This is a genomic window from Nonomuraea sp. NPDC059194 (assembly GCF_042754765.1).
Taxonomy (GTDB): Bacteria; Actinomycetota; Actinomycetes; order Streptosporangiales; family Streptosporangiaceae; genus Nonomuraea.
Genome location: NZ_JBHZBH010000022.1, coordinates 64602 through 76529, shown reverse-complemented (window position 1 = coordinate 76529; position 11928 = coordinate 64602). Strand labels below are relative to the sequence as shown.

Below are 11928 nucleotides of genomic sequence, written 5' to 3'. Positions count from 1 at the left end.
ACTCATCCCCCTCCTTGGTCCGCCTTTCCCCTGAGGTCCTGGAGCTGGTCCGTGACCGGGCTCACGCTGACCGGTGCCCATACAGACTGTCTGCCCGTATTCGGCACCGTGCTATACGCCAGGACCAGGGAAAGCGCGGCTCCGACCGCGAGCACACCCGCGACCCCCATGGCAACCGTACGCGACGGAACCAGGGACGCGAGCGTCCTGCGCATCTGCCGTCCCGGGGCCTCGACGCCGGGACCGGCGCAAACAGTCCAGAGCGCGATCGCTCCGCCCCAGGCCAGCGCGTTGCCCAACGGCATCCGGGTCAGCACGGTGAGCAGCAGCGTCACCGGCAGGCCGAGGATCAGCGCGTACGGCACGAGCGCGAGCGTGATGCCGATCGACTTCAGCAGCGCGGCCGGCTGGGCGAAGACCCTGATCACGTCGGCCGCCGCGGCCGACGTCGGACGCCTGGCGTTGAGCTGTGGCTGGGCCAGGTCGGCGGCGCGCAGCAGCACGGCGAACGGGATCGCCACCGCGCTCACCACCACAGGCGCGAGGACGGCCAGCACGATCATGATGATCAGCAGCATGGCGCCCGCGACGCCGTACGCCTTGGAGCGCTGCAACGCCAGGCCGGGACGCGAGCCGGGGATGCGGGGCTCGCGCCACGTCTCGGGGTCCTGCGTGCCCTGGTGGGGCGGCTGCTGACGGCCCTGCTGGGGCGCCGCCTGGTAGGGCTGCTGACCGTAGGGCGAGGGGAAGTCGGGCGAGTCGGGGCGGACCCTGCGCGTGGGGATGTCGCCGTCCCTGTGCGGGTACGGCGACGCCTGCGGCGGCACGGCCTGGTAGCCGCGACCGCCCTGCGCGCCTGCCTGGCCGCCGGAGGACGGGAACCCGCCCGGCCCCTGCTGATGACCGGCGGAGGGGTGGCCGGTGCCCTGGCCCGCGGGCGGCGCGTGGTGGTCGGACGTGCCCTGGGCAGGCCACGGGCGGCTGGACGGTGGGTCAGTGGCCGCGCGGGTCGGCACGTCCCACGGCTGGGACGAGGCCTCCTCGCGCATCTGGCGCAGCTCCTCGGGACTCACCCGGCGCGTCGGCCACGGATCGCCACCGGTCGTCGTGGGCTCACCCTGGGAGCCTGGCCGCCCCTGCTGACCAGACTGCTGGCCGGGATGGGGGCCGGACTGCTGACCGGGATGGGGGCCGGGCTGACCGCCGGGACCCCTGCCGCCCTGCGGGCCCGATCCGGTGCCGCCCTGCGAGCCCGGACCCCTGCCGCCCTGCGGGTGAACCTGGGGTGCCTGGTTGCCGCCGCCGGGGTGCTGGCCGCCCGTGCCGGACCCCTGCGCGCCGGGCGGCATGCCCTGGCCGCCCGCGTTCGGGCCGACCGCCTGGTTGGGGCCTGCCGTCTGGTTCTGGTTGCCGGTCGCCGGGTGGGCGGGGCCCTGGTCGCCGAGCAGCGAGACGAACTCCCTGCTGCCGGGGGCGGGCCTGCCGTACGAGGACGAAGGCGACGGCTGCCCGAGCGGAGGCCGCGCGGGCGGGATCGCGGGCGTGGGCACGTCGGCGGGGTCGGTGAGCTGCTGCGAGCTGTGCCGGTCGGGGCGCGGCATGGTGGAGATCTCGTCGGCCACCTTGGCCGACGCCGGCAGCAGCCGCGCGGTCTGCTCGGCCAGCTCCGGGGCCGTGGGCCGCTTGGCGGGGTTGCGCTGGAAGGCGGCCTTGAGCAGCGGCTGCAGCTCGCGCGGCGCCGCCGACACGTCGGCCTTGCCCGCCGTGATGTTGTAGAAGATCATTTCCAGCGTGCCCTTGCCGAAGGGCGGCTGGCCGGTCGCGCCGAACAGCAGCGTGCCCGCCCACGCGTGGATGTCGACCTCGGGGCCCGCCTCGTGGCCCTCGATGATCTCGGGCGCGAGGTAGCCGGGAGTGCCGATGAACATGCCGGTCTGCGTCAGCCGTGTCGCGTCGACCGCCTGGGCGATGCCGAAGTCGATCAGGACGGGGTCGCCGTCGAGGATCAGCACGTTGCCTGGCTTGAGGTCGCGGTGGATCACGCCGACGGAGTGGACGGCGGCCAGCGCGGACGCCACCCCGTGGGCGACCCTGACCAGCGCGGGCAGCTCCAGCGGCCCGTCGTGCTTCACGATCTCGTCGAGGGGACGCCCGGGGACGTAGCGGGTCACGATGTAGGGCCGGTGGCCCGTCACGTCGGCGTCGAGGACCTCGGCGATGTACTTGCTGCGCACCCGCCGCATCGTGTCGACCTCGCGCGAGAGCCGCCGCCTGGCGACATCGTCGCCGGCGACCTCCGCGCGCAGGACCTTGACCGCCACCTGCCGTCCCTGCGGGTCGACAGCGAGGTGGACAACGCCCATTCCGCCTTCACCGAGCCGCCTGAGCAGCCGGTAAGGGCCTAGTCGGTCATCGTTCATGGCATGAAGCACCATACCGGCTCAAACCCCACCCCAGAGATGAACCTCGAGGTCACATTCCCACGCATGTGTAACGTCTGAAATGCCCCCATGGGTTTCCCAATCATCGGTATCGCATCGGTTTCAGTTCGCCAGATCCAGGACCTCCGCGGTCTTCAGCGCGGCCAGCGTGGCTCCCGACACGGCCAGCTTCGATCGCCGCACCCCGCTGCCGATGACCACCTCGGGATGCGCGGCCACCCGGCTGTCGACCAGGATCGGCCAGTCGTCGGGCAGACCGAGGGGGGTGATACCTCCATACTCCATCCCCGTCAGCGCGACCGCATCGTCCATGGCGGCGAAGCTGGTCTTGCGCGCGTCGATATGCCTTCGCACCACGCCGTTGACGTCGGCCCTGGTCGTGGCCAGCACCATGCACGCGGCGTAGCGCACCTCGCCGCCGCGCCTGCCCGCCACGACCACGCAGTTGGCCGACGCGTCCATCGCCACCCCGTACCTGTCACAGAAGGCAGCCGTGTCGGCCAGGTCAGGGTCGATCTCGGCCACGCGCACCTCCTCCTCCATCTGACGTACGGCGAGCGCCACTGGTTCGGCGAGCAGGTCGAGCCGGTCGAGCGCGGGAACCCAGTGCAAAGTCATGACCAGGACCCTACGCCTCACGCGGACCTGACGGCTCGCCGGTGGAGCTGGGTCACGGCGCTCCTGGCCGACTCCATGGCGCCCGCCTGCCAGGCCACCAGGTGAGTCAGCCAGTCACCCGCGAAGTACACCCTTCCCGAGGGACGTTGCAGGAGAGTGAAGGACGAATCAAAGGACGGCCAGCGAACCCAGCCGCCCTGCAGGTGCGGCTGGCGCTCCCACGCGATGGAGACGCTCGACAGCAGCTCCGAGCGGTACTTCTCGCCGTGGATCTTCTTGCCCTGGGTGAGCGCCCTGCTCCTGCGGTCCTCGGGGGTCAGCGAGCCGTACAGCTGGGCGGGGTCGCCGTAGTTGTAGTAGCCCACGAGCAGTCCGCGACGGGCGTGGTAGTCGTGGGAGGGATACCAGATGTGCGCGATGTCGAGATCGGTCTCGGTGACTCCGCCATAGATGCGGTCCTCGAGCTCCCACCAGCGACTGCCGTACTCCAGCCCGATCTTGCCAGCGGCGACCGGAATGGGGGTTTTAAGGGCAGTAGTTACCTTTTCTCCGAGATTGTGGAAAATCTTCGCCAACACGTGCGGAGGGAGCGTGGCCACGCAGTAGTCGGCGGTCAGCTCGCCCCCCTCCCAGGTGACGGTGACACCCCGGTCGAGGCTCATGATCTTGGTGACCTTGGCGCCCGTCCTGATGCGGTCGCGGCCGACGGCCTCCGTCAGCTTGGCGACGATCGCGTCCATGCCGCCGACCGGCTGGAACATCGGCGTCGCCTGGTCGTAGCCGAAGTCGTTGGTGATCGCCCTGTCCACGCCCGCGGCCAGGACGTCGTGGACGCTGCGGGGTCCGGCGAGCTCCGTCCCGTCGTCCATACCGGGATAAACGGTGAACCCGCGTCGCTCCGAGCCTTCGTAGGCGAGCTTGGGCCCGAGGTCGCCGAACCTGCGCAGGAACTCCAGCAGCCGCTCCTGGTCGTCCTTGGTGAGCCTGCGGTCGAGCGTGCCCTGCTGCGTGGCCTTGGCCAGCAGTTCCGCGATATAGCCGTACATGTCGGCACGGGCGGTCTTGTTGCGGACCGTCCGGCCGTTGGTGTGGACGTAGGCGGCGGCGTTGGTGTTGACGAAGGTCTCGATGGGGATGCCGAGCTCGCGGCAGTAGTCCATCGTCACCATCCACGGCGCGATCCTGCCGGGCCCCGCGTTGAAGTAGACGCCCTCGCCGAACCGGACCTCCTGGACGGGACCGTTCACCTCGCCGAGGCGGTCACCGCCGCGCAACGTGAGGTTGCGCCCTCCGGTCCTGTCGCTCGCCTCCAGCACGGTGCAGTCGTAGCCCGCCTTGCCCAGCTCGTAGGCGGCCGTCAGCCCGGCCACGCCCGCGCCGAGAACGACCACGGACGCGGCGCCCCTGCCCTTGAGCGTGAAGTCCCCCTGCCGGGGCGGGGTGAACGCCTTGTCCTGCTCCGACGGGGCCAGCCCGAGCGCGCCCATCGCCGCGTACATCGCGCCCGCGCCGCTCGCCGCGCCGATCCCGACCAGCAACCCCCGTCTGGTGAGCGTGGCCCGATCAGCCATACGGGCCGCTGCCGCAGGCCACCTGCCCGCCGATCGTCGCGAACAGCCCCATCAGCGCCATGATCTCGGTGAAGTCGTCCGTCACGAACTCGATCTCCCGCGGTCCCGTCTGCTTCACCCCCGGGATCAGCGCGCAGGCCGCCGCGATCGCCGTGGAGTTCCACTCCACACCCAGCGTGTACGGCCGAGCCGCAGCGTAGGGCGTGAAGTCGGTCAACCTGTCCAGCGCCCTTGCCGCGCCCTCACGAATGCGTTCCTGGGCCACGCTCGGCGGCAGCAGCTCGGCGGAGAACTTGTCGATCCCCCTCTTCACCGCGACCGTCTCGACCTCGCCGAGCACGTCCCCGGCCTCCTCGCCGACCGCCTCGTCGCCCGTGACGAGCACGACGGGCACCCCGTGGAAGCCCGCGCAGGCCGCGACCAGCCTGGTCTCACCGCACGGCTCGCCGTTGAGCAGGACGTTCTGGATCTCCTTGCCCATCCAGGTGTGGTTGAGCACGCCGTGCTGCACCCCCGCTCGGGCGTGGTAGCCGACGAACATCGCGGCGTCGAACGAGGAGTCGAGACCCTGCGCCATGCGCTGCGACTTGCCGGGGCCGCGGATGAGGGTGGCGCGCGGGTCGAGCAGGTCGATCCGCAGGTTCTTGGTGGAGCCGTGGGCGTCGTTGACCAGCACGCTCGTGGCGCCCGCGGCGAATGCGCCCTCGATGGCGGCGTTCGCGTCGGCGGTCATGAGCTCGCAGCCGCGCTCGTAGCCGCGCTTGCCCGCGTGCATCTCCTCCGGGTCGGTCAGCCCGGTCACGCCCTCCATGTCGACCGACAGGTAAACCTTCACCTCAGCGTCACCTCTCAGTGCCCCAGGTCTCAGTGCCCCACGTCTCCACGCGCCGGGTCTGCGCCTCGTCCATGAACCCCACCCGCGTCGCCATGAACTCCGCCACCTGCCCCCGCCACACCCCGGGGATCTCGTCGATCGCCGGTCGGTAGCAGTGGTCCAGCCACGCCGTCGACTCCTCCGTCGCCCGGAGGTACTGCGCCGCCTTCGCGAAAGGCGTCCGCTCGATCCCCGGAACCCGCGCGCAGCCGTACTCGATCATCTCCTGCCCGCCGTACGGCGGCGGCTCCTGCCACTTGCGCGCCACGGGACGGCTCGCGGTGATCGGCGTTTCCATCGGCCGGCGTTCGACGGCCGCCTGGATGAGCTCCTTGTACAGGCACTTCCCGCACGTGCGGCAGGGCCCTCCGGTGCCCCGCAGACACCACCTGACCTGCTCCTTCAGCGGCGACTCCAGCGCGATCCGCATCGTGACAGCCTCGCTCACCCCGCCCACCGGCAGCACGATGTGCACGCCCGCCGCCGCGAACAGCCGCCCCCACGCCCCGTGCGGCGCCCACATGAGGTTGTCGGGGGTGTAACGCAGCAGGTAGCGGTCGCCACCCAGCCAGCGCGAGCCCAGCTCGTAGCCGAACGCGAGCCCGCCCAGGTCCATCTCGTCGGCCAGCAGCAGCGCGCCCGCCGCGACCGCGTGGTGCTCGGGGTAGCCGGGCCTCGGCTCGGCGAGCGTGAACTCGAGGTCGGACTCGACCGTGGTCACTTCACGTCCGGTCTGTACGGCGAGCTTGGCCAGCACGTCCGACCGGTAGTGCGGCCACCGGTTCGGCACCCGCCGGTGCGACACCCGCCTGAAGTGCACGAACGGAGCGTCAGGGAAGATCGTCGCCGCGGCCACGGAGTCGGCGCCGCCGCTGTAGGAGATCGCCAGCCTCCGCCCGGCCGCCCGCGCCGTCCCTCCGACGGGCCCCGCCTCGACCCCCCACCCGTCGTGCAGCGCCCGCGCCAGCTCCGGCGAGACGGGCCGGTCGAACGTGATCCGCCTACGCGTCCACGGCGCCACGATCGTCCAGGCGGCCACCGCCCACAGGTCGTCGTGCGCGTCGCCCGGCACGCCCCTGATCTCGCAGGAGTTGGTGGCCAGCTTCACCGGGTGGTCGTCGGCGGCCCTGCCGGTGATCTCGTCCTCGGGGTCCAGCCTGAAGGTCAGCTCCCCGCCGTTCCACCTCACGCGCACGAGCGCTCCCTGAGCTCGTCGATCGCCTGCCAGACGAGCACCTCGTTCTGGAGCACCTTGTCGAGCGCCTGAGCGGTCTCGAACGCCAGCCGGTGCGCCTCCTCCGCCTTCGGATCGGGTGTGGGCGCCTGCGGCCTGGGAGCGGTCCTGAGGCGCTGCACCTCGGCCTGGAGCGTCGTCACCTCACGGCGGAGCGTCTGGACCTCCCACAGCGCGTCCTTGATGTCCTGCCGGTGGTCGGCGACCGAGATGTAGCGGGAGTCGAACCACGAACGCACGGCCTTCCTCAGCCGCGCCGGGACCAGGACGCGCATCATGAAACGCCACGATAGCGGCAATCCACCTCACCCCTGGGCCGCCTGCTTCTAGGTTGTCTCCGACAGACCTGTCCCACGGAGGAGGCGCCATGCGGATCATCGCCAAGGGGCAAGTCACGATCCCGGCATCCATCCGCGAACAACTCAATCTTCGCAAAGGAGATGAGGTCGACTTCATCGTGGAAGGCACCACGGTCATGATCGTGCGCGCCGAGGACGCTCCCACCCGTGGCGAGCGGATGGTTCGCCGCCTTCGCCGTAGCGCACCGTTGGCCATGGGAACCAACGAGCTCATGGAGATGCTCCGCGGCGAGGAATGAGGTCACTCGAAGACGCCCACCTGGTTTCGGTGGTCCAGTGACGCACTGGCCCACCGAAGAACGGCGGCGCGAAGCGTTCGCCTGGCCCGACTTCTCCATCGGCGCTCACGCTGCTGTGTGTGGGCATCGGCTTCTCACCCGGGACGACAGGAGATATCGAACCTACTTCTCCACGCTGCTCCTGACAGCCCCGAACTCGACTGCCCCGTCGTCTTGACGACCGGGCTGCGGGAACCAGCCTGTGGATAACGTTCGCGTGGCCGATTCAAGGCGGCGGTCCACAGGCGCCGAACGGCCTGATCGCGACGGCCGCCCCCTGCGGCACGTCGCATCGGCGGGCGGCTCCGCCGTGCGACATATCTACTGGAAGCGAGACACGAAGCGCCGCTGCCACGGCGTCTCCACGGCGCGCGGGGCGTAGTGCTTCCTGACGTAGGCGACCGCCTCGCGGTTCGGCACCCCGTCGAGGACGGCGATGCAGGCCAGCGCGGTGCCCGTTCGCCCGTGCCCACCGGCGCAGGCGACCTCGACCCGCTCGGACGCCGCACGCGCCCAAGCCTCGCGCAGCGCCTCCCCCGCGGCGACCCGGTCGGATGGCAGCCAGAAATCCGGCCAGCGCAGCCAGCGGGCCTCCCACTCGACCTTGGGCGGTTCGTGACCCAGCAGGTAGAGCCCGAAGGCGGGCTCCGGCCCCTCCGGCGTCGGACGGCGAAGGCCGCGTCCGCGCACGAGCCGCCCCGAGGGCAGCCGCAACACGCCGGGCATGGCAGGTTCCCAGAGAGCTGTCACGACATGATCGTATTGCGCCCAACCTCTGGGCCGAAAGGCAGCTTCGGCGCCCCTGTTGAGTCTGGCGAGACCATCGAGAGGCATGCTGGCGCTTCTCAGGAGGTGCCCAGCTGCGACATCTCGGCCAATCTCTTGGGGGTCAACAGACCACGTGCATCATCGGGCATACGGCCCTCATGGAGGTCACGTGGTGGATCCAGGCTGAGCACCGAGGCCATCTGTCGGGCAGCCGACACCCCATCACGACGGCCTTCAGGCGCCGCGCGACACGACCCGTCCTGCCACCGACCTAGGTAAGCGGCCAACGTCGCCGGGGGTGTGGGGGCCGGCAGGAACCCACCCGGGGGCCTCGGGGGCTCGGCCCCCCGACGAGGGGAGCCCGAGCCCCACAGAAGCGCGAAGCGCGCCATGGGCGAGGCCCATGCCGTTACGAGGCCGACTTGGGAGGACGGTCAGCGGCCGGTGAACTTGGGCTTGGACTTCTCGGCGAAGGCGCGCATGCCGATCTTGGCGTCGTCCGTGGCGAACAGGCCGGAGAACTGCAGCCGCTCCACCTCGAGCCCCGTGTCCAGGTCGACCTCCAGGCCGTGGTCGATGGCCTGCTTGGCGGCGCGGAGCGCGACGGTGGGGCCGCCGACGAACGTGGCCGCCCACGCCAGCGCCGCCTCGTACACCTCGGCGTCGGGGACGACCTTGTCGACCAGGCCGATGGACAGGGCCTCGGCGGCGGTGACGTGGCGTCCGCTGAAGATGAGGTCCTTGGCGCGTGCGGGGCCGATCAGGCGGGGAAGGCGCTGGGTGCCGCCCGCGCCGGGGATGATGCCGAGCTGGATCTCGGGCTGGCCGAGCTTGGCGCTCTCGCCCGCCACGCGGAAGTCGGCGCAGAGGGCGAGCTCGCAGCCGCCGCCGAGCGCATAGCCGGTGATCGCGGCGATGACCGGCTTGCCGATGCGGGTGACCGCGGTGAAGCAATCTTGCAGGGTCCTGGAGTGGGCGGCCATGTCCGCGTAGGACATGTCGGCCATTTCCTTGATGTCGGCTCCGGCGGCGAAGACCCGCTCTCCGCCGTACAGGATCACCGCCTGGACGTCCTGGTCGCTGTCGACGGCGCGGGCGCACTCGGCGATCTCGCGCTGGACCTGCCCGTTGAGGGCGTTCATCTTCGGACGATCGAGCCTGATCGTGGCGATCTGGCCGGACACCTCGACGCGTGCAAACTCACCCATGGGCCGACCCTATCCGGCGGCGGGGAAGAAGAGCACGGGGCCGTCCACGCCGACTTCGACCATGTCGCCCACCTGGTGGAGTTCGGCGCCCCTGGTCCTGGCGCGGATCACGACGCCGTCGTCCATGCTGACGGTGACGGCGGCGTCGTGCCCGAAGAACTCCACCCTGGCCACCCGTCCTGTCGGTTTCATGGGTACGGCGGGGGCCGCCAGCGTGAGCTGTTCGGGACGGAGAGCGACGAAACCGGCCCCCGCGACGCCGTTCGACCGCTGGCGCAGCTCTCCCAGCACGCAGGAGGCCACCCCGCCCGTCGAGACGGCGTCGAGCACGACCGCCTCCCCCACGAACGTCGCCACCCCGAGGTCGACGGGCGCGGCGTACACCTCGGCGGGCGTGTCCGACTGCACGATCACGCCGTCGCGCATGACCGCCACCACGTCCGCCATCGACAGCGCCTCCTCCTGGTCGTGCGTGACCAGGACGGCGGTCGCGCCCGCCCGCTTCACGGCCGACCTGACCTCGTCGCGCACCACCCCGCGCAACGACCGGTCCAGCGCGTTGAAGGGCTCGTCGAGCAGCACCACTCCCGGCCGGGGGGCGAGCGCGCGGGCGAGGGCGACGCGCTGCTGCTGACCGCCGCTCAGCTCGTACGGCATGCGCGAGCCGTACCCCGACAACCCCACCAGCTCCAGGCACTCCTCCACCCGGGCCGACGACTCGGCCCGCGACGACCCAGACCGAGACGACCCAGACCGCGACGACCCTCGCGGCAGCCCGAACCCGACGTTGCGCGCGACCGACAGGTGCGGGAACAGCGCCGCCTCCTGCGGCACGATGCCGACCCGCCGCTTCTCCGGCGGCAGCGAGGTGACCTCGCGACCGCCGAGCGAGACCGTCCCCGCGTCGGCGCGTTCAAAGCCTGCGACGATCCGCAGCAGCGTCGTCTTACCGCACCCCGAGGGCCCGAGCACGGCGGCGAGGCTGCCCTCCCGCACGGTCAGCGAGGCGCCGCGCAGCACCTGGGCGCCGCCGAACGCCTTCACGATCCCCGAAACGGTCAGTCCGCTCATGTCTCCCGCCTCCCGAGGAGGAATCCTGGTATCGCCGCCAGCAGCATCAGCAGCGCGGCGTAGGGCGCGGCGGCGCCGTACGAGCCCGAGCCGGTCTGTGTCCACAGCTGGGTGGCGAGCGTGTCCATGCCGGTGGGCCGCAGCAGCAGGGTGGCCGGCAGTTCCTTCATGGCCGTCAGGAAGACCAGCGCCGTGCCCGCCGCCACGCCGGGCAGCGCCAGCGGCAGCGTGACCGACCTGACCGCGCCGAGCGGCCCGCGGCCGAGCGAGCGCGCCACCTCTTCGAGGACGGGCGGCGACTGCACGACCGAGGCGCGTACGGCGCCGACCGCCGCGGGCATGAACAGCACCGCGTACGCCAGCACGAGCAGCGGCCACTGCTGGTAGAGCGGGTAGGCGTAGCGGACGGCGAAGAACACCAGCGACAGCGCGATCACGATGCCGGGCAGCGCGTGCCCCACGTAGGACGACTGCTCGACGAACCTGGCGGCCCACGACCGGTGCCTGGCCGCGATGATGCCGACGGGTACGGCCAGCGCCCCGGTGAGGAGCGCCCCGGCGGCGGAGACGCCGAGCGTGGCGGCCACCGAGGCGCCGAGGTCGGCGGGGTCGAGGCCGCGGGAGGAGCCGTCCGCGAGCCAGTAGCCGATGCTGACCAGCGGGAATCCGACGGCGAGCGCGGCCACCGCCAGCGCCCATCCGGTGCCGAGGGCCTTGGCCGCTGGCGTCATGCGCACCACCGTCCGCCGCCTGGCCGGGGCGCCGCGCAGCGCGTAGGCCGCCTTGCCGCGCGAGCGGGCCTCACCCAGCACGATCAGCAGCGTGATCAGCACCAGCAGCAGGCCGAGCACGGCGGCGGGCGTCCGGTCGAAGGAGGCGCGGTAGGCGGTGTAGATCTGCGTGGTGAAGACGTCGAAGCGCATGATCGAGACGGCGCCGAACTCGGCCAGCACGTACATCGCCACGAGCAGCCCTCCGGCCGCCGCGGCGGGGCGCAGCTGGCGGACCACGACGGCCGTGCGCCCCCTGCCGAGTGAGAGCGCCACCTCCTCCATCGCCGGGTCCATCCGTGCCAGGGTGGCCGTGGCGGGCAGGTAGACGTAGGGGTAGCAGCAGAGCGTGAGCACGAGCGCCGACCCCCAGAACCCCGAGATGCCCGGGTAGAGGGCGATCCAGGTGTAGGCCGCCACGTACGACGGCACCGCCAGCGGCAGCGCCGCGAGCACCCCGAAGACCTTGCGCCCCGGCAGGTCGGTCCGCACGACGAGCCAGGCCAGCGACAACCCCACCACCACGCACGACACCGTGACGAGCGCCGCCAGGCCGACGCTGCGGACGGCGAGCTCCGCCGTACGCGAGCGGAGAAGGGTAGCGGCGAAGGCGGGCAGCCCGCCCTCCGCGGCCCGCACGACCAGGTACGCCACGGGCGCGAGCGACAGGCCCGCGGTGAGGGCCGCGGGGACCAGCAGGGCTGCGGGGATGCGGCGGGCCACCTGGACCAGGCCC

The 11928-nt window shown here is 71.6% G+C and carries 11 protein-coding genes; 1 reads left to right on the top strand and 10 read right to left on the bottom strand.

Going from position 1 to position 11928, the window contains the following annotated elements:
* Positions 1 to 2 precede the first annotated feature (2 nt).
* From ACFXJ8_RS25480 to ACFXJ8_RS25455, 6 genes are all read right to left on the bottom strand, one after another.
* Positions 3 to 2420 (bottom strand): protein kinase, encoded by a 2418-nt coding sequence (locus ACFXJ8_RS25480; RefSeq protein ID WP_379646456.1) that lies wholly within the window; start codon positions 2418 to 2420, stop codon positions 3 to 5.
* Between the two features lie 123 nt (positions 2421 to 2543).
* Positions 2544 to 3059, bottom strand: coding sequence for a YbaK/EbsC family protein (locus ACFXJ8_RS25475; protein ID WP_379646455.1), 516 nt, complete (start codon positions 3057 to 3059; stop codon positions 2544 to 2546).
* A 17-nt stretch (positions 3060 to 3076) separates the two neighbouring features.
* Positions 3077 to 4630, bottom strand: coding sequence for a flavin monoamine oxidase family protein (locus ACFXJ8_RS25470; RefSeq protein WP_379646454.1), 1554 nt, complete (start codon positions 4628 to 4630; stop codon positions 3077 to 3079).
* Positions 4623 to 5465, bottom strand: coding sequence for a M55 family metallopeptidase (locus ACFXJ8_RS25465; protein WP_379646453.1), 843 nt, complete (start codon positions 5463 to 5465; stop codon positions 4623 to 4625). Before ACFXJ8_RS25465 ends, ACFXJ8_RS25470 begins: the two co-directional genes overlap by 8 nt.
* Before the next feature lie 7 nt (positions 5466 to 5472).
* The gene (locus ACFXJ8_RS25460; protein WP_379646452.1) at positions 5473 to 6699 is read right to left on the bottom strand and encodes a DUF6395 domain-containing protein; all 1227 of its coding nucleotides are present in this window, start codon (positions 6697 to 6699) and stop codon (positions 5473 to 5475) included.
* Entirely contained in the window at positions 6690 to 7016 is a 327-nt protein-coding gene (locus ACFXJ8_RS25455; protein ID WP_379646451.1) for a hypothetical protein, read from the bottom strand. The genes ACFXJ8_RS25460 and ACFXJ8_RS25455 overlap by 10 nt, the downstream gene beginning before the upstream one ends.
* 89 nt (positions 7017 to 7105) lie before the next feature.
* Here ACFXJ8_RS25455 and ACFXJ8_RS25450 point away from each other — a divergent pair, with 89 nt between their 5' ends.
* On the top strand, positions 7106 to 7336 hold the full coding sequence (locus ACFXJ8_RS25450) for an AbrB/MazE/SpoVT family DNA-binding domain-containing protein (RefSeq protein ID WP_379646450.1): 231 nt from the start codon (positions 7106 to 7108) through the stop codon (positions 7334 to 7336).
* 360 nt (positions 7337 to 7696) lie between these two features.
* Here the strand turns inward: ACFXJ8_RS25450 and ACFXJ8_RS25445 are convergent, their stop codons facing one another.
* The 4 genes from ACFXJ8_RS25445 to ACFXJ8_RS25430 form a co-directional block, all read right to left on the bottom strand.
* Entirely contained in the window at positions 7697 to 8101 is a 405-nt protein-coding gene (locus tag ACFXJ8_RS25445; RefSeq protein WP_379646511.1) for a protein phosphatase, read from the bottom strand.
* A 476-nt stretch (positions 8102 to 8577) separates the two neighbouring features.
* Complete coding sequence (locus ACFXJ8_RS25440) at positions 8578 to 9351, bottom strand: enoyl-CoA hydratase/isomerase family protein (protein ID WP_379646449.1); 774 nt, start codon at positions 9349 to 9351, stop codon at positions 8578 to 8580.
* 9 nt (positions 9352 to 9360) lie between these two features.
* A complete protein-coding gene (locus tag ACFXJ8_RS25435) occupies positions 9361 to 10422 on the bottom strand; it encodes an ABC transporter ATP-binding protein (protein WP_379646448.1) in 1062 nt (353 codons plus the stop codon).
* Positions 10419 to 11915, bottom strand: a complete 1497-nt coding sequence (locus tag ACFXJ8_RS25430) for an ABC transporter permease (protein ID WP_379646447.1) — start codon at positions 11913 to 11915, stop codon at positions 10419 to 10421. Before ACFXJ8_RS25430 ends, ACFXJ8_RS25435 begins: the two co-directional genes overlap by 4 nt.
* Between the last annotated feature and the right edge of the window lie 13 nt (positions 11916 to 11928).